At 58.1% G+C, this 17,757-nt stretch carries 19 protein-coding genes; 12 read left to right on the forward strand and 7 right to left on the reverse strand.

Annotation, left to right across the window (positions count from 1 at the left end; all coding sequences use genetic code 11):
* Positions 1-104: 104 nt before the first annotated feature.
* From ACYU7Z_RS01070 to ACYU7Z_RS01085, 4 genes are all read right to left on the reverse strand, one after another.
* A complete protein-coding gene (locus ACYU7Z_RS01070) occupies positions 105-2,621 on the reverse strand; it encodes a TonB-dependent receptor (RefSeq protein ID WP_460566749.1) in 2,517 nt (838 codons plus the stop codon).
* A gap of 45 nt (positions 2,622-2,666) precedes the next feature.
* Entirely contained in the window at positions 2,667-3,413 is a 747-nt protein-coding gene (locus ACYU7Z_RS01075) for a class I SAM-dependent methyltransferase (RefSeq protein ID WP_460566751.1), read from the reverse strand.
* 62 nt (positions 3,414-3,475) lie between these two features.
* Positions 3,476-4,126, reverse strand: a complete 651-nt coding sequence (rpe, locus tag ACYU7Z_RS01080; RefSeq protein WP_460566753.1) for a ribulose-phosphate 3-epimerase — start codon at positions 4,124-4,126, stop codon at positions 3,476-3,478.
* Between the two features lie 54 nt (positions 4,127-4,180).
* Positions 4,181-5,155 carry a tetratricopeptide repeat protein gene (locus tag ACYU7Z_RS01085; RefSeq protein ID WP_460566755.1) on the reverse strand — a complete coding sequence of 325 codons (975 nt, stop codon included), beginning with the start codon at positions 5,153-5,155 and terminating at the stop codon, positions 4,181-4,183.
* 72 nt (positions 5,156-5,227) lie between these two features.
* Here ACYU7Z_RS01085 and ACYU7Z_RS01090 point away from each other — a divergent pair, with 72 nt between their 5' ends.
* Positions 5,228-6,304 carry a TolB family protein gene (locus tag ACYU7Z_RS01090; RefSeq protein ID WP_460566757.1) on the forward strand — a complete coding sequence of 359 codons (1,077 nt, stop codon included), beginning with the start codon at positions 5,228-5,230 and terminating at the stop codon, positions 6,302-6,304.
* Positions 6,305-6,420: 116 nt separating this feature from the next.
* The gene (locus tag ACYU7Z_RS01095) at positions 6,421-6,870 is read left to right on the forward strand and encodes a hypothetical protein (RefSeq protein ID WP_460566759.1); all 450 of its coding nucleotides are present in this window, start codon (positions 6,421-6,423) and stop codon (positions 6,868-6,870) included.
* A 229-nt stretch (positions 6,871-7,099) separates the two neighbouring features.
* Here ACYU7Z_RS01095 and ACYU7Z_RS01100 read toward each other — a convergent pair whose 3' ends face one another.
* Positions 7,100-7,594 (reverse strand): metallophosphoesterase family protein, encoded by a 495-nt coding sequence (locus ACYU7Z_RS01100; RefSeq protein ID WP_460566761.1) that lies wholly within the window; start codon positions 7,592-7,594, stop codon positions 7,100-7,102.
* Positions 7,595-7,803: 209 nt separating this feature from the next.
* On the opposite strand from ACYU7Z_RS01100, the gene ACYU7Z_RS01105 reads away from it, so the two are divergent.
* On the forward strand, positions 7,804-8,967 hold the full coding sequence (locus tag ACYU7Z_RS01105; RefSeq protein ID WP_460566763.1) for a homogentisate 1,2-dioxygenase: 1,164 nt from the start codon (positions 7,804-7,806) through the stop codon (positions 8,965-8,967).
* 121 nt (positions 8,968-9,088) lie between these two features.
* Here ACYU7Z_RS01105 and ACYU7Z_RS01110 read toward each other — a convergent pair whose 3' ends face one another.
* Both ACYU7Z_RS01110 and ACYU7Z_RS01115 read right to left on the reverse strand, forming a co-directional pair.
* A complete protein-coding gene (locus ACYU7Z_RS01110) occupies positions 9,089-10,648 on the reverse strand; it encodes a DUF6770 family protein (protein ID WP_460566765.1) in 1,560 nt (519 codons plus the stop codon).
* 30 nt (positions 10,649-10,678) lie between these two features.
* A complete protein-coding gene (locus ACYU7Z_RS01115) occupies positions 10,679-12,046 on the reverse strand; it encodes a M48 family metalloprotease (protein ID WP_460566767.1) in 1,368 nt (455 codons plus the stop codon).
* A gap of 98 nt (positions 12,047-12,144) precedes the next feature.
* On the opposite strand from ACYU7Z_RS01115, the gene ACYU7Z_RS01120 reads away from it, so the two are divergent.
* From ACYU7Z_RS01120 to rplQ, 9 genes are all read left to right on the forward strand, one after another.
* A complete protein-coding gene (locus ACYU7Z_RS01120; protein WP_460566769.1) occupies positions 12,145-12,903 on the forward strand; it encodes a hypothetical protein in 759 nt (252 codons plus the stop codon).
* Positions 12,904-12,984: 81 nt separating this feature from the next.
* Positions 12,985-13,395 (forward strand): hypothetical protein, encoded by a 411-nt coding sequence (locus tag ACYU7Z_RS01125; RefSeq protein ID WP_460566771.1) that lies wholly within the window; start codon positions 12,985-12,987, stop codon positions 13,393-13,395.
* 104 nt (positions 13,396-13,499) lie between these two features.
* Positions 13,500-13,718 carry a translation initiation factor IF-1 gene (gene infA, locus ACYU7Z_RS01130; protein WP_460566773.1) on the forward strand — a complete coding sequence of 73 codons (219 nt, stop codon included), beginning with the start codon at positions 13,500-13,502 and terminating at the stop codon, positions 13,716-13,718.
* Between the two features lie 41 nt (positions 13,719-13,759).
* Positions 13,760-13,876, forward strand: a complete 117-nt coding sequence (ykgO, locus tag ACYU7Z_RS01135; RefSeq protein WP_046369371.1) for a type B 50S ribosomal protein L36 — start codon at positions 13,760-13,762, stop codon at positions 13,874-13,876.
* A 51-nt stretch (positions 13,877-13,927) separates the two neighbouring features.
* Positions 13,928-14,308 (forward strand): 30S ribosomal protein S13, encoded by a 381-nt coding sequence (gene rpsM, locus ACYU7Z_RS01140; protein WP_460566776.1) that lies wholly within the window; start codon positions 13,928-13,930, stop codon positions 14,306-14,308.
* A gap of 216 nt (positions 14,309-14,524) precedes the next feature.
* Positions 14,525-14,935 carry a small ribosomal subunit protein uS11 gene (gene rpsK, locus ACYU7Z_RS01145; RefSeq protein ID WP_460566778.1) on the forward strand — a complete coding sequence of 137 codons (411 nt, stop codon included), beginning with the start codon at positions 14,525-14,527 and terminating at the stop codon, positions 14,933-14,935.
* A gap of 177 nt (positions 14,936-15,112) precedes the next feature.
* Positions 15,113-15,718: a 30S ribosomal protein S4 gene (gene rpsD, locus ACYU7Z_RS01150; RefSeq protein WP_460566780.1), complete on the forward strand. Its 606-nt coding sequence runs from the start codon at positions 15,113-15,115 to the stop codon at positions 15,716-15,718.
* Between the two features lie 174 nt (positions 15,719-15,892).
* On the forward strand, positions 15,893-16,894 hold the full coding sequence (locus ACYU7Z_RS01155) for a DNA-directed RNA polymerase subunit alpha (protein WP_460566782.1): 1,002 nt from the start codon (positions 15,893-15,895) through the stop codon (positions 16,892-16,894).
* A 159-nt stretch (positions 16,895-17,053) separates the two neighbouring features.
* Entirely contained in the window at positions 17,054-17,572 is a 519-nt protein-coding gene (gene rplQ / locus ACYU7Z_RS01160) for a bL17 family ribosomal protein (RefSeq protein ID WP_460566784.1), read from the forward strand.
* Positions 17,573-17,757 lie beyond the last annotated feature (185 nt).

Raw genomic sequence — 17,757 nt, forward strand, 5'->3', positions numbered from 1 at the left:
ATTTACGCGGATTTTCATTAGCGTGCGGCAGCAAATCATAACGAAACCTAACAAATCTGCGTGTCCCGCTCGCGGGACCTGCGTTCTTTCTCTCCGCCTCCGCCCTACCACTTCGCGATGATCTTGAAATTGAGCAGCCGCGGCGTCAGCCGGTTGGGCATCGTGTAGGTCGTGTTGGAGAAATCCTTTATCAACAGGTACGAGATCGTATTCGGCCGGTCGATGAGGTTGAAGACCTCCAGCGTGGCCCAGATGTTTTCGAAGTTGCGGAAAGGGCTGTGGCTGCGGCGCTTGTCCTTGTCGCCGTCGAGCAGGAGCGCGCTGAAGCCGATATCGGCGCGGATATAGGCCGGGATGTTGAGCGCATTGCGGTACTTCACCGACCCCGGTATATTGTAGGGCAGGTTCGACCCGTACAGCAGGTTCAGATACACCTTGAAATTCTTGTTCGTGGCCAGGTAGTCCTGGAAGAAAATTCCAAGCGTAAGCAATCGGTCTGTGGGACGGCGCAGCCATCCGCCTTCGACGCTGCTGCTGTCGACCGGGCGTTTGAGCGAATCGAGCGTGTACACCTTGTACGTATCGCCCTCGAGGTTTTCGCGGGTGCGCATGATGCCGATGCTGAGCCAGCTTTCGGCGTCTTTTACGAGCTCACCAAAGAGCCGCGCCTCGATCCCGGTAGCGTAAGCCTTCGCGCTGTTCTCGCCGAAGTAGCGTACACGCACATTGTCGATATCATAAGGCACTACATGGGTCATGTACTTGTAGTAGCCTTCCAGCGTCAGCCGCAGCGGGCGGCCAAGGCCGATAAAGTTGTAGTCAAGCCCGGCCACCGCCTGCCAGCTTCGCTGGGCTTTCAGCGCCGTGTTCAGCGTACCGTCGTAGCGGCGCAACTCGCGGTAGAAAGGCGGCTGATGGTAAGCGCCCGCGGCGGCGCGGAATACGATGTCGCGCTTCCAGGCCGGCTTCCACGATAGCCCCGCGCGCGGGCTGATGAGGAGCTCGCCGTTGAGATCGTTGTAGTTGCCGCGAACGCCGGCCTGTACCGTGTAGGTGGCCTTGCCGCGATGAAACACGCGGTTGTTTTGCAGGTAGCCGCTCCACTTGTTGATGAGCAGGTGGGCGCTGCCGCGGAGCGAGCTGTTGAGCGTCAGCGCGCCCGGCGAATAGGGGAGCGAGTACCCGGCGGAGTCCTGGTATTGCCATTCGCGCAGCCGGTCGTCGATGCCGGTGCGGTCGTAGCCCAGGCCCCATTGCCACTGGCTGGCGCCCGCATCGAGCGTGCCGCGGTGCGCAATATTGTAGTTGGCGATGTCGAGGTGGTTGCGTGCGAAGTCCTGGCTGATGCCCGCGCCCAGCGGGTTGACGATTAGCCCGAAGGTGGCGCTGTTGGCCTCGAAGTCGCGGTCGCCAAACAGGTAGGCGCCGCTGATGTCGCGCTCTTCCCACTCCTCGTTCTCGAACCGCGACGCCAGGAACTTGAGCCGCAGGTTGCTGCGTGGCGCGTAGATCGTCGAAAGTCCGAGCATACGCGTGTAATACTGGTCTTTTTCCTGACCCTCGAAGAAGATATCGACACCGAGGTTGGCCGTGAACAGCGGCGAGAATACCGACGACGTCAGCTGGCTGAAAGCGGGCCGCAGCGTGAATTTCGTTTGCGAATAATTGACGAGCAGCTCGGTGCTCCACTTCGAAGCGGGTTGCCAGGTAAGCAGTGCCTGGAGGTCGGAGGAGGAAGGCGTATACGCACCCTGCGTTTCCTGGCTCTGGAGCAGGTTGCGGTTGCTGCGGTTGCGCAGGCCGAGCAGGTAGCTGAAAGTATTTTTCGGGTTGCTGCCTTCCACGTGCAGGCCTTGCTCCAGGAGGCTCACATAGGCCGAGCCGCCAAAGCGCCGCGGCTTGTTATACTGGATGTCGAGCACAGAGCTCATTTTGTCGCCGTAGCGCGTCGCGAAGCCGCCATTGTAAAAAGAGATGTTGCGTACCAGCGCCGGGTTGATGAACGACAGTCCTTCCTGCTGCCCACTGCGCACGAGGTAGGGACGAAAGATCTCGAAATCGTTTACGTAGATCAGGTTCTCATCGTAGGAGCCGCCGCGCACGTTGTATTGCGAAGTGAGCTCGTTGTTGGAGCCCACGATCACTTTGATGAGGCTTTCCACGCCGGTAACCGGTGCCGGGAGGTTGAGCACGTTCTTGGGGTTGGGCCTGATAAGCCCGGCCTCGCTGCGCTCCCGCTGGTCCTGAACAACCACCGTGGCCAGCTCGGTGCTGCCGCGCTCGAGGTAAACCGTTACGCGCTCCTGCTCGCCGGGGTTAAGGAGGAAATTCTGCTGGAACGATTTGTAGCCTGAAAACGTAAACGTGAGGGCAAAGGCCCGGTTGGCGGGCGCACTGACGGCAAAGTAGCCGGAGTCGTTGCTGACAACACCCTTTTGCTGTCCCAGTATAACTACGGATACCGCCGCGAGGGGCTTACCGTTTTCATCATACACCCGGCCGCTTACCGATGTGCGGCGCTGTACGCGCGCGGGACGTGCCGTCCGTGATGTGTCTTGCGCCTTCACGAAAGGAGCGATCGAAACGAGCAACAGAAAGAGGCAGACAACACGAAAATTCACCGGGCACAATTTGCTGCCTAAAATAGCGCATTGCCGTCAATGCCCTTATTTTTCAACACGTCCGGCCTTTAGGAATATGGGGAAGTGCACATCGGTGAACGCGTCTTCGGGCATTACCTCGGCAAGCGGTCCTTCCACGAGCGGGAGCGGCGAAGCTTCGTGTAGGCGGATGTATTTCTGGGTGGCCGACCAGGTGCTGAAATAGCCCATGAGGTCGGCGCGGCTCCAGCGGAACGACGACGTGAAGCGGGCGGTTTCCACCTCGGCGAAATCCCAGGCCAGGTTGGCGTAATCGTTGTCGACATGCGCGCGCTCAGGCTCCCAGTACGGGCCGGTAACGCCGTTGTAAAATTGAAGGATCACCTCGTTGATCGCCGCGTCCGACACGGTCGGGAACTTGTACGACCAGGCCGCAATGAGCGCGCCCGGCCGGCCTACGCGGTTCATCTCGGCGCAGAAGCGCGGCGCGTTCATCCAGTGAAAAGCCTGCGCCATCGTGACCAGGTCGAAGTGGTTGTCGGGAAAGGGCGTCTGCTCCGCTCGTGACAGGCTGTAGTGGATGTTCGGAAGCTGCACCGCATTATCCAGCTGTCCCTGGCTGATGTCAATACCCTCGACCTCGCGGAATGGCCCGGCCAGCACCGCGGCTGCCTGCCCGTTGCCCGTGGCGCAATCCAGGGCGCGCTCGCGGCCTTTGGTACGTGCCAGCAACCACTCGAAGAGCTCGGGCGGGTACGTGGGGCGGTAGCGGGCGTATTGGGCGGCTTGTTGGGAGAAAAGGTCTTTGGGCATGGGGCGGATAAATCGAATAACGAATAACGAATATCGAATAACGAATAACGAAGGAGAGAGGGTTAGCCGAGGTGCTTCAAGGCGGCGATCATGGCCGCCGGGTCCTGCGCGCGGAAGACGGTGTTGCCGGCAACGAGCACGTGGGCGCCTGCCTCCACGATCGCGGGGGCATTTTGCAGCGTCACACCGCCGTCGATCTCGATCTGAACAGCCAGCCTGTTGTCGTCGATCATCCGGCGCAGCTCGCGGATCTTGTCGAGGGTGCGCGGGATGAACTGCTGCCCGCCGAAGCCTGGGTTGACGCTCATGAGACAAACAATGTCGATGTCGCCGAGGATATCGTACAGCGCGGCCACCGGCGTGTGTGGGTTCACGGCGACGCCCGCCTTCATCCCCAGGCCTTTAATCTGCTGGATGTTGCGGTGCAGGTGCGTACAGGTTTCGATATGCACCGTGAGGTGGTCGGCGCCGGCCGCGGCGAAGGCTTCGGCATAGAGCTCCGGCTCGAGGATCATCAGGTGCACGTCGCAGACCTTCGTGGTGGCGCGGCGGATATGCTCGATCACGGGTATGCCGAAAGACAGGTTCGGCACAAAGCGGCCGTCCATCACATCGAGGTGAAACCAGTCGGCTTCGCTCTCGTTGAGCATGCGGCATTCGTCTTCGAGGCGGAGGAAGTTGGCGGAGAGTAGGGAAGGGGCGATAAGGGGCATGGCACAAAGGTAGAGAAGGAGTGGAAGACAATATGCGAACAGAAATGGCGAAGACTAGAGTCGTTCCGCAGCAGCCCTGGCCTCTTTGTTGCTTTTATCGAGGCCCCAGGCGCGCTGGTAGTTGGTTTTCGCGTCTTCCTTGTTGCCCAGCGCCTCGAGGCATTTACCCACCCAGTAATAGCCGTCGGCAAAAGTGGGTGTGATGGTCAGGGCCAGCTGGAACGTTTTGAGGGCCTCGTTGTAGCGCTTTGCATCATAGAGAATCTGTCCTTTTTCCATATGCGCATCGATGAAATTGTAATCGTGCTGCACGGCCGCATCGAGCCAGCGAAGCGCCTCGGCCGGGTTGCCTTTCTTTTCGAAATAAAGGCCCTTGAAATAATAGGGCTCCGCATGAACGCCTTCCTTGTCGCGGGCGATAAGCGAATCGGTCAGCGCGAGAACGCGCGCATTGCCGGCCAGCGCATAATCAAAGCAAAGACGGTGCACAAGCTCCACGTCGAATGGCGCATAGCGATAGGCGGTCTCCAGTGTCTGCAGGGATTCTGCATCTCGGCCCTGCTCGCTGAGCAGTTCGGCGCGAAGCAGTAAAGCATCGAGCTGGTTGGGAAGTGCGGTGACGATGTTGTCGCAGATCTCGAGGGCGGCATCGGGCTGTCCTTTTTTCTGGTAAGCGCGGGCGAGGCCGATTGCAAGCGAGAGGCTTTGCGGCAGATCGTGGCGTGCCGACTGCAGGAACACAAAAGCCGAGTCGTCCGACTCGCGGCGGAGCGCGGTGGCGAGGCTCAGGCCAATGTCTTCGCGGGGCTGCAGGCTCCAGGCCTGGCGCAGGTCGCGCTTCGCAGCAGCAAACTCGTTGCTTCCGTACAGCAGCTGCCCGCGCCGGTAATAGAGGTCGGCATTCCGGGGCGCCTGCCGGATGCTGTCGGTCAGCGCCGCGTAGGGAGCGCTGTCGAGCAGCGGGTCGCTTTCGGAATGCTGGCAGGCCGCGAGGCCACCCGCGAGGATACAGAGCAAAAGGGTTCGCATGGCCTCAAAGCTAAAAACGCCGCGGCCATTCGCCGAAACTTTGTGTTTCTTTAAGCAACTTAACGAACGGCTATGCTGAAAAAACGATTGCTTTCTTTTGCCGCGGGTATCCTGCTCGCCGCATCTGCCGGGGCCCAGGGCGCCGCCTCCGACACGCTGCATTATCCCGGTGAGCGGCACTTCCGCAACCTGCGCCAGCTTACGTTTGGTGCCGACAATGCCGAAGCGTACTGGAGCAACGACGGGAAATGGATCGTCTTTCAACGCACCGCGCCGCGCGACTCCGTACCCTGCGACCAGATCTTTATCGGCCGGGTGCCGGAGCCCGGCAAGCCGTTTACCTACCGGCGCATCAGCAGCGGCAAGGGCCGAACCACCTGCGGCTTCTTTACCGGCGACGGGAAGCATATCATCTACGCCTCTACCCAGCTCGGCGGCGCGGAATGCCCGCCGCTGCCCGATCGCAGCAAGTACGGCAACCGCTATATCTGGCCGGTATATGCATCCTACGATATCTTCATGGCCGACCGCAACGGGAGGATTGTCAAGCGCCTCACCAATACACCCGGCTACGATGCCGAAGCCACGCTGTCGCCCGATGGCCGGCGGATGCTCTTCACTTCGATGCGCGATGGCGACCTCGATCTGTATTGCATGGACCTCAAGACCGGCAAGGTGACCCGCATCACCAACACGCTCGGCTACGACGGCGGTGCCTGGTTCAGTGCCGATGGAAAGCGGATCGTATGGCGCGCCAGCCGCCCGAAGACGGAGGCCGAAGTGGCCGAATACAAAAGCCTGCTGGCCGATGGCCTCGTGGCGCCGACGCAGATGGAGGTTTTCGTGGCCGATGCCGACGGGAGCAATGCGCGCCAGGTAACCAGCCTCGGCAGCGCCAACTGGGCACCCAACTTCGCGCCGGGCGGTCGGATCATCTTTTGCAGCAATCACGAGTATCGCCGCGGCTTTCCGTTCAATATGTACCTGGTCGCACCCGATGGCAGCGGGCTCGAGAAGATCTCGCGCGACAAGGGCTTCGACGCCTTCCCGATGTTCAGCCGCGATGGAAAGCGGATCCTGTTCTGCTCCAACCGCAACAACGGCGGTACGCACGACACCAACATCTTCATCGCCGACTGGGTCGATTGACCGCGGCGCTGGTTTGTGACCGGAGGGAAAAGGTAACTTTTGGATTACCGGCAGCGGCAGGAAACAGGACCGGCCTTCCTTTTCCGTAGATTTGCCGGCAAACCGAAATCCCACTTATGTACGAAATTATGCGTCATGCCCACAGCGGTCTCCGCTGGGTGGTGCTGATACTCCTGCTGCTCGCCATCTTCCGTCATGCCACTGCCGGCGACAAGCCCTATGGCCGCAAGAACGGGCTGCTGCTGACGATCTTCTCCGACATTCAATTGCTGATCGGCATTTACCTCTGGGCTGCCGGCAGCTGGGGCCTCTCGCAGATCCAGGCCCGTGGCCTGAGCGAAGTGATGCGCGATCCCGTCGCCCGCTTCTTTGCCGTGGAGCACACGATCGGTATGATCATCGCCATTGCCTTGCTGCATATCGGCAAGGCACAGGGTAAGAAAAATATGCCCGATCGTACCAAGCACAAGCGCGCGCTCATTTTCTACGTGATCGGTCTGCTGGTAATGCTCGCTTCCATTCCCTGGCCCTTCCGCGTTGTCGGTGCCGGACGCGGCTGGTTCTAGGCCAAAGCTTCGTAACCGCGAAGAAAAAAAGAGAATAAGGTATTCGCAAAGGAATACAGGAAACGCCCCGGCATGCCGGGGCGTTCTATTTCAAATTTTCAATGCTCAACGCTCAATGCTCAATTTTCAATTGGCCCTCCTTGAATATTGACTATTGAGTATTGAAAATTGAATATTATCGGCTGAAAGACTGACCAAGGGAAAAGTGAAGCCCCGAGCTAAATGTGGGCTACTTCCGCCCCAGCTCAATCACCTGGCAATTCCGGATGTCCGCGCCATCGATCTCGAAGCGGATGATCGTGCGCACCTGGTGCCAGCCCTGGCGGCCGCAGGCGCCGGGGTTCATGTGGAGGCAGTTGATCTTCGGGTCATAGATAACCTTGAGGATATGCGAGTGCCCGCTGATGAACAGGCGGGCGCCTTCCTTCAGCAACTCCGCCCGCACACCCGGCGCATAGCGGTCCGGGTAGCCACCGATATGCTTGATATATACACGCACTCCCTCGCAATCCCAGCACAATACTTCGGGGAATTGTTGGCGGATCGCTGCATCGTCTATATTTCCGTATACGCCCCGAACCGGCTTGCCGGTTTGTACGAGCAGGTCCGCCACGCCCGGCCCGAAGTCGCCGGCATGCCAGAGCTCGTCGCAATCGTCGAAGTGCCGCAGCACGGCCTCGTCGAGCCAGCCGTGGGTGTCAGAAAGTAGGCCGATACGGGTCATGCGTGCAAGGTAAGGCGGCGATGGGGTGATGTGGTGATTTCGTGATATGGTAATGTAGTGGCAGGCTGCTGTGATGGGTGCTGCTACACGTTGGCTGCGTCCATGCATTCATTGAAAAGAGTGCTGTTCCCGGCTCTGACAAACGTCAGCCGCCCCGTTCCCCGGAATGCTGTTAAATTTGTTCCCACGGCCCAATAGCCCACGATTGTATGCCTTATTACCACAAACTCGGAAACATTCCGCACAAGCGCCACACGCAGTTCCGCAAGCCTGATGGTGGCCTGTATTCCGAGCAGCTTTTCTCGACCGAGGGATTCTCCAACGACTACTCGCTGCTGTACCATGTGCATCCGCCGACGCAGATCATCAAGACCGAAAAGCCGGTCGACGTATCGCCCAGGATCGCCGAGGAAAAGATGCTGCAGCACCGCAGCTTCGAGGGCTTTCATATCAAGCCTGCGGCCGACTACCTCGAAAGCCGCGTTCCGGTACTCGTTAACAGCGACCTGCACATAGTGCTTGCGGCGCCGAAGGGAGGCAACAAGGACTATTTCTACAAGAATACCGATGCCGATGAAATGATCTTCATCCACGAAGGCTCCGGCGTGCTCCATACGATGTACGGCAAGCTTGACTTCGCCTATGGCGATTACCTCGTGATCCCACGCGGTACGATCTACCAGATCGAGTTCAAGACCGAAGACAACCGGCTTTTTATCGTGGAGTCCTTCAGCCCGATCCGTTTCCCGAAGCGCTACCAGAGCAAGTACGGGCAGCTGCTCGAGCATTCGCCATTTTGCGAGCGCGACCTCCGCGCTCCCTATGGTCTCGAAACGTTCGACGAGAAGGGCGACTTCATCATCCGCGCCAAGAAGCGCGGCGTGCTCTACAACCTTCACTACGGCACCCATCCCTTCGACGTGGTGGGCTGGGACGGCTGCTGCTATCCCTTTGCCTTTTCCATCCACGACTTCGAGCCCATCACCGGTCGCGTACACCAGCCGCCGCCGGTGCACCAGACCTTCGAGGCCCACAACTTCGTGGTGTGCTCGTTCGTGCCGCGGCTGTACGATTACCACCCGGAGTCGATCCCGGCGCCCTACAACCACAGCAACATCGATTCAGATGAAGTGCTTTACTACGTCGATGGCGACTTCATGAGCCGCAAGAACGTCACCCGCGGCATGATCACGCTGCACCCGGCCGGCATTCCGCACGGGCCGCACCCCGGCACGGTGCAGAAAAGCATCGGCAAAAAAGAAACAAAGGAGCTCGCCGTCATGGTCGATACGTTCCACCCGCTTATGCTCACGAAGCAGGCGCTGGAGATCGAAAACAGCGGCTATACCACGAGCTGGAGCGAAATAGAATAGAAGTTCCGGATGTAGGATCTCGGATCTCTGATGTCTGATGAATTGAATAGAAAAAGGATCGCAGGGCGATCCTTTTTCTATTTGCAAAAGCTGAAATCCCAAATCTGAGATCCGGAATTCTTTAGTTGATTTTTTCCAGTCGCAGCTCCACCTTCTTCTTCTTCTTGAAGTACTCGGCGATCATGATAAAACCGGGTTTGGCGGGGAAAACCACGAGGGTAGTGGCGTCCGTCTTCAGCGGCACCTGGTCGTTGGTGATCTTGCCGTCGTTGTACGAGATCGTCTTGAACACGAGACCCTTGTAGTCCTTCGACTTCTCGTAGTCCATGTAGCCGGTCGTGAACGAGCGGTTGTCGCGGGCTACCTGCGTGAAGCGGTAGTCGAAGGCGCCGTACGCGCGGGCGGCCATCGCCATCGTGTGAGCGGTGAGGAAGTCGGTCTGGCCGGGAAGGTTGAAGTTGTTGTTCGTCTTCTCGTAGATCGTTGCGTTGGTGAGCTCGAACTTGTTATTCAGCTGCACCGTGAGCAGGTCGGTGATCTTCAGCTTGGTGAGGCTTACCGATCCGGCCGAGCGGCCGCCGCTCAGCACGGCCATCGCGATGCCTCCGGCATTGGCCACCTTGTGATATCCTTCGCCTACAGCGAAGAAGTTGCCGTCTTCGGTCTGCAGGATGTTGTGGATGTAGATGTAACCGAGGTTGCTCACCTGGCCTTTCGAGTTCACTTTTACATAGCGGCTCAGCGTGCCGTCGTACGGGTTGTACTTGCTTTCGAGCACCTTGCCTTTGGGGTCAACGACCCAAACGCCAAGGCCTGCGGGACGGTCCTGCAGCACACGGCCATCGCCATTGTAATACGGCCCGATCAGCATTACGTTCTGCGTGCCGCGGATGGGGGCAATGTTCATCGGGTAGAGCGTATTGCCCGCAAACATCGTCGGCATTTCATACAGCTTGTGGCCGTTCGACATGTCGATGCCGATCAGCGTGGAGTTCGTTTCGCTGGAGAGCAGCTTGTCCTTCGAAAGGATCTCGAACACGGCGATGCTGTCGTTGTTGCCAAGGTATTGGGCGGCCTGGTACTTGCCCGTTTCGATCGGGTTGAAGGTCCAGGTGCGGCGCTTGTCGGTGCCGTAGAAGGTGATCTCGTAGGTCATCTTCCGGTCTTCCTTCAGCGGTGTAAGCGCCATGAAGCCGCGTCCGTTGACGTTGTACAGGTTGCTGTTGTCGGTTTCCTCGCCGTCGTTGAGTGCCTGGAGCGCCACCTTGAAATAAGCGTTCGACTTTTTGTCGAGCTCGCGGCTGTACTCATAGCTCTTCGTGCCGTCGATGTTGTAGGCGCGGTAGGTGAGCATGCGCTGGTCGTCGTTGTAGAACATGAACATAAGCGCGTTGCCGTTGTACGACGATTCCATCAGCACGATGTCCTTGTCGTCGGTGAACTTGACGGTCTTCAGCGTGTTCAGGTTGGCGTCGAAAAGCTGCAGGGCATACTCGTTGGTCTTGCGGTCTACCTTGTCGCTCTGGAAGAACATGTAGTAGCCTTTGATCTGACCATCGGCTACCACGGAGCCGCTGTTTTGCAGGCGCATCGCGACCACCGACTCGATGGTTGCCTTGTTTTGTGCGCGGGCGCCGAGGAGGCTCGCCGCGAGGGCAAGGGAAAGGAGAATTTTTCTCATAAGTGTCTGTTTGGTATTTAAAAGTTGGGATTACTGTTGGAAATGCGCTTTGCTGCGGGCCTGCTCCGACGCGAAGGCGGGGTAGCCGGCGAAGCGCGGCGACTGCTGCTCGAAGTAATAGTAGGCGATCGAGGCGATCTCTCCGAGGCGGAGGTTGTCGACCATGACGAGCAGCTTGTTGTAGTCGTCGTGTTTGTTGTTATTGGGTCGTTCCGCCACGCGGCCCAGCTGGTGGGCCTTCTGGCGCTCGTAGAAATCGTTGAGCACGCGGCCGCAGAAGGTATGCAGCCAGGCGTCGTTCGGGAAGGAGCGGGCCATGAGCAGCGCGTAATACAGGGCCCGGGTATAGTTCTCGCGCTCGTAGCAATACACGATGATCTCGTTGTCGAAGCGGAGCTGCAGCGCCGTGAACAGGGCGGCATTGACCGGGTTGGCGGCATTGTGACCGGTATTGTACTTGCCCACGCGCTCCTGCAGCCGGGCGATGCGCTTGTCGATGTCGGGGTGCGTCTTCAGTGAGTCGCGGAGCGCGCTGTCCTTCGCGGTGGTGGTGCCGGTCATGATCAGCTCGTCGCTCTCGAGCCAGCTTTTGCGGAAGGGATAATTCGCAAAGCTGAAGCGGCTTTCAAGCGCCAGCGGCTCCTTGTATTTCTCCTGGTCCGACGAGTCGAGGAGGGCCAGGCCGGTAAGTACGCCGCGGAGGTCGTAGGGCGTGCCGCGCATCAGCTCGAAGGCCATCGAGTCGGCGGCTTCCTCCACCTGCCGTCCGTGGCGTCGGTTCACGAATACGAAGTCGGTGTAGAGCTCGCGGATCGCTTGTCCCTGCCCGTATTGCTGCCTGGCGATCTGCTTCACCTTGTCCTTGAATTCTTTCGAGTTGATATGATCCACCTTGCGGTAGATCTCGTTATTGCCGTGCCCGAGGAAGTAGTGTGCAAGCTCGTGGCACAGCACGAATGCGGCTTCGCTTTCGTTGTGCAGCCGGCGGAATAGACCGATGTTGAAAAACAGCGTGCCTTCGCCCATCGAAGAAGCGTTCATTTCGGGGGAGCGTGAAAAAACAAGACGCAGCTCGTTCCAGTCGTGGTCGGGATGCTGCCGGCGGATGGGCTCCAGCAGCGACTCGAGGTAGCCCTGCGCGGTATCGTTGAGAAGCGCTTCGTTGTCCACGAAGGCCTGCCTGATCGTCTCGTAGCGGCTTTTGAAGATCTCGCTGAGGTCTTTTCGGTTGTCCCGGCCCTTGAGGGCTTCGAGGTCGCGCTGGTAGCGCGCATCCAACGATGAAAGGATGGCCTGGTGGCGGGCCTGGTTGAGCGCAAAGGGAAGGTAGATGGTGGTTTGCGACCGGGCGTTCAGCATGGAAAGGCCCAGCAGCGTCAGGAGGAGGAGTCGCAGCATTCGGTTTAGTTCGGTCGGACAAAAATAGGTTTTCCGGTTAATATATCCCGTCGCGGCGCCATTAAACCTGCTGCTCCCCGGTTGGTCAGAGCCGTTGTATGCGAAACACCAAAACCCTGGCAACTGCGGCCCTCATCCTGGGCGCACTCCTGGCTTCCTGCGGCCAGCAATTCTACCGGTCAAGGCCCAACGATCCCCCGCTGCTTGCCGAAAAGGGCGATGCGCAGGTTGGCGCGCAGCTGCAAATCGGGGCCACCGGCACCACGGGCATCAGCGGCGCCTGGTCGCCGGCAAAGCACCTCGGCCTGCAGGCAGGGCACAGCGGCAGCGGGTCCACCGGCATCATCACGGTCGGCAACGACCTGTACCACTACCAGGAGCGGCGCAACCAGACTTACCTCGGCGTCGGGTACTACACTGCACCGACTGCGACCAAACTTTTCGAGGTATACGGCGGCGTCGGCGCAGCCGGCTTCAGCTCGCTCAATACGGGCTACGTGCACCGGATGCGCCTCACGAACTGGTACCTGCAGCCTGCCTTCGCGGTGCGGCTGCCCCATGTGGAGCTGGCGGCTTCCCTCCGCTACGATTACCTGCGACGCGGGCTTACCGAGCTCGACACGTCGTACCAGCGCGCCTCGCTGCACCGGTTCCTCGATTTCCGCAACTATGGGTTCCTGCAACCCGGTCTTACCCTGCGGGCAGGAGGCCGGCTGCGGTTTACGTTCGAGTTTTTCGAAAGTTTTGTTCTGAACCGGTCATACGAAACGATCTACGGCAGCAGCAGCCAGCATGGGGTGGCGCAGTATGCGGTGGGGCTGCAGTGGAAGCCGGGTCGCCGGATGCGGGCGCGCTGACGTCCGTGGCAAAGCCCGGCCATGGGGCTGGGGCCAATAGCCGGAACTTTTTTTGCTTATATTCGGAAAAACAAAGGCTATATGATTACAATTACGGATCTCAAGCCCGGCGATGTAGTCCGCGTACTCGACGAGGGCACCGAGCGGGAGGGCATTGTTACCGACACCAGCCGCGACGAGAACATGGCGTGTATCGACAACGGCATCCAGGAATTCTGGTATCCGCCCGAGCAGATCGTGCCCATCCCGATCTCGGAGGCCGCGCTGGTGAACATCCTTGGCTTTGAGAAGGAAGAGCTTGCCGACGGCATGGTGAAGTTCCGGAAAGGACCCTTCCGGATCCTGCTCCGCGAGCCCGGTAACTACACCAATATGGAGATCTGGTACCGCGAGGATCACCGGCATTTCCACAACTCCCTGTACCTGCACGAGCTGCAGAATCACCACCTCCAGATGACCAAAATGGTACTGGAGCGGGGGGCCACTGCTTAATTTTCCCCAGGTTTTGTGAAAAATACGCACCTTTGAGCCGCAAAAAGCGGCTCTTTTTTCTTTTTACTGGAAAAGTTGCATATCTTTGCGCTCCCAAAATCTGTATGTCGAAGCAGCCATTAATCAAACAGGACGGAATTATTTTAGAGGCTTTGTCGAACGCCATGTTCCGGGTTAAACTCGAGAACGGGCACGAGATCATCGCCACGATCTCGGGCAAGATGCGGATGCACTACATACGGATCCTTCCGGGTGATAAAGTGGGCGTGGAGTTGAGTCCTTACGATCTTTCAAGAGGACGGATCAACTTCCGCTATAAATAAAAAATAGCGGCGGCGAAGAGCCCACGCACAAACTGAGAACCATGAAAGTAAGAGCTTCAATCAAAAAGCGCAGCGCCGACTGCAAGATCGTGCGCCGCAAGGGTAAACTGTACGTGATCAACAAGAAAAACCCCCGCTACAAGCAGCGCCAGGGTTAATCCTTGATCCCGCCCCCCTCATTCGTAATTAGTAAAAACTGAATAGATCTTATGGCACGTATTGCCGGTGTTGACTTACCCAAAAACAAAAGAGGCGAAATCGGTCTGACCTATATCTACGGTATTGGTCCCGCCACCGCCCGCTATATCCTCGACAAGCATTCGATCGACCGCAGCAAGCGTGTCAACGAGTGGAACGACGAGGACCTGAACGCTATCCGTACCACCATCACTGAAGAGTTCAAGGTGGAAGGCCAGCTGCGTTCGGAGACCCAGATGGCGATCAAGCGTCTCCTGGATATCGCCTGCTACCGTGGTCTGCGTCACCGCAAGGGCCTGCCCGTTCGCGGCCAGCGTACCAAGACCAACTCCCGCACCCGTAAGGGCAAGCGTAAGACGGTTGCCGGTAAGAAGAAGGCTCCGAAGAAATAAGATAACGAGCCTTGTGCTCGGTGGTCAAACTGCAAGCGTACCCCGCTTGCAGTTTGCTGCTTGAAGCCCGGGCCGCTTATAGCACCAGTCATTCCTTTTCTACGCTGGATCCCGCGGTGCCGGGGGAGGGTAGGGAAGGCCTTCGACAGGCTCAGGCTGACAATCAGGCTGGGTCATCAGAGGATTTTTAAACATTTTAGAGTACCTGTTTCAAACATGGCAAAAGCACAAAAGGCCCAGCAGTCCGCTAAGGCCGCCGCCAAGAAGCGTATCGTAAAGGTGGATGCCTACGGCGACGCGCACATCAACGCAACCTTCAACAACATCATCATCTCCCTCACCAACAAGAGTGGCCAGGTGATCAGCTGGGCTTCGGCCGGCAAGATGGGTTTCCGTGGTTCCAAGAAGAACACGCCCTATGCCGCCCAGATGGCTTCCAGCGACGCCGCTAAAGTAGCTATCGACGCTGGTGTGAAGCGTGTGGACGTATTCGTGAAAGGCCCCGGTGCCGGTCGCGAAAGCGCTATCCGCGCCCTCGCCCAGAGCGGTATCGAAGTAGCGATGATCAAGGACGTGACCCCGCTGCCCCACAACGGCTGCCGTCCGCCCAAGAAGCGCCGCGTATAACGATCGCTGATGTCGGATGTCTGATTGCTGATGTACGTCACATCAGACATCCTACATCCGACATCCTACATATCTCTCCCGCCAGGGGCTTTCATTTAACTAAAGGGCGCTGCATTAATTTTTACCGCTTTCAACGATGCATCCGCCGGTTTCTAAAAAGCGGAAATGAAATAAACTATGGCACGTTACACTGGTCCCAAGACCAAAATCTCCCGCATTTTCGGAGAGCCCATCCTGGGCAATGGCAAATGGCTGAGCAAAAACTCTAACCCTCCCGGACAGCACGGTGCGCTCCGCAAGCGCAAGCAGCTCGGTGAGTATGCCCTCCAGCTCCGCGAAAAGCAAAAGGCCAAGTACACCTACGGCCTGCTCGAAAAACAATTCCGCAAAACGTTTGACGAAGCAGCCCGCCGCAAAGGTGTTACAGGTGAAAACCTGATCAAGTTATTGGAAGCCCGTCTGGACAACACCGTTTTCCGCATGGGTATCGCTCCCTCCCGCCCGGCTGCCCGCCAGCTGGTATCGCACAAGCACGTTACCGTTAACGGTGAAGTGGTGAACGTTCCTTCTTTCCAACTCAAAGCCGGCGACGTTGTATCGCTGAAAGAGAAGTCGAAGGACAACCCCACGGTTACCTCGTTCGTACGTGAGAAGAACCCCAAGTTCGGCTGGCTCGATTTCAACGCCGGCACCTTCACGGGTACCTTCATCACCTACCCCGAGCGTGACTCCGTTCCGGAGAACATCAAGGAGCAGCTGATCGTCGAATTGTACTCGAAGTAACGCTTCGACTGCGCTCAGCGTGACAGTGAACCTCATTTTGGTGGTTTGCTGGCATGGTGGGCGCAGTTGCGTTTCAACAACTACAGGGTGACACCGCAGCTCACTGTTATGCTGAGCGTAGTTGAACCATGACGACGGACCACTAACTTGTTCAATCATTTAAACCTGAAATACATGGCCATTTTAAATTTTCAGAAACCCGACAAGATCGTACTTCAGAAAGTAACGGACTTCGAAGCCCAATTCGAGTTTCGTCCGCTGGAGCCGGGCTACGGTGTGACCATCGGTAACGCCCTGCGCCGCGTGCTGCTGAACTCGCTCGAAGGCTACGCCATCACCGGCGTTCGCATCGAGGGCGTGGATCATGAGTTCGCGACCATCAAAGGTGTTTCTGAAGACGTGGTAGAGATCATCCTGAACCTCAAGCAGGTTCGCTTCAAGAAGATCGTTGACCACGAGGTGCAGACCGAGAAGATCTCCCTGTCGGTGAAGAACCGCACGGAGCTCACCGCCGGCATGCTGGGCGAGGGCACGCAGTCCTTCCAGATCATGAACCCCGAGTTGCTCATCTGCACGCTTGACTCTTCCGCCAAGCTCGACATCGAGCTGAGCATCGGCCGCGGCCGCGGCTATGTGCCCGCCGAAGAGAACCGTCCCAAGGATGCTGCCCTCGGCCTCATCCCGGTGGATGCGATCTATACGCCCATCAAGAACGTGAAATACGCCATCGAGAACACCCGCGTAGAGCAGCGTACCGACTACGAGAAGCTTGTGATGGAAGTGACCACCGACGGCACCATTCACCCCGAAGAAGCGGTGAAGCAGGCCTCGCGCATCCTCATCCAGCACCTCATGATCATCACCGATGAGAACATCACCTTCGATTCGAAAGAAGAGAAGAAGGAAGACATCGTTGACGAGCAGACGCTGCAGCTCCGCAAGGTGCTGAAGACCCCGCTGGAAGACCTGGATCTCTCCGTTCGTGCCTTCAACTGCCTCAAGGCAGCCAAGATCAACTCGCTCAGCGAGCTGGTACAGTACGAGCAGGAAGACCTGATGAAGTTCCGCAACTTCGGCCAGAAGTCCCTCTCCGAGATCGAGCAGGTGCTCAACGAGCGCGGCCTCCACTTCGGTATGGACCTCAGCAAACTCGGTCTCGACCGCGAAGAATACTAAAACAATCAGCTAATGTGGTAATGTGGTGATGTGGTAATACGGCAGTCAGTAATTCGACAGCATTCTATTACCACATTACCCAATTACCAGATTACCACATTTTTCCCTTCATGTAGGCTGCAATTCCTGACACGGTGCAGCCGATAAAACTCAAATGTCATGCGTCACGGAGACAAGATCAAAAACCTGGGCAGAACAAAATCGCACCGCGATGCCCTTCTGATGAACCTCACCTGCCAGCTCATCGAGCACAAGCGTATCGTAACGACCCTGGCGAAGGCCAAGGCCCTGCGCGTTTACGCCGAGCCGCTGATCACAAAGGCCAAGGAAAACACCACGCACCAGCGTCGCGTTGTTTTCGCTTACCTGCAGAACAAGGAAGCCATCAAGGAATTGTTCGGAACGGTCGCTGAGAAGGTGGCTGGCCGCCCCGGTGGCTACACCCGCATCATCAAGCTGGGCATCCGCCCCGGTGATGCCGCGGAAACCGCCCTCATCGAGCTCGTAGACTTCAACGAAATCTACGGTAAAGCAACCGCCAAGAAGGAAGAACCCGCCAAGCGTACCCGCCGCGCCGGTGCTGCCAAGAAGAAGGCCGACACAGCTCCCGCTGCCGAAGCCCAGACTGAAGCTCCTGAAGCCGACGCTACGGAAGCTACCGAGCAGCAGCCCTCCTAAGGCCCGCTTCGCCCAACGTATAGAGGCAGCACCGCAAGGTGCTGCCTCTTTTTTTCTTTGGAAGCTGCCCTGAGCGGCCCTTTGCCCCGTGACGCCCAGTATTTGGTGAAATTTGGATAAAATTTCCGGTGCAGCCCCCGCTTTCTGCATGCACGGTTTCGCTAGTATGTACATTTGCACAATTT

The sequence above is a fragment of the Flaviaestuariibacter terrae genome (genome assembly GCF_054777635.1).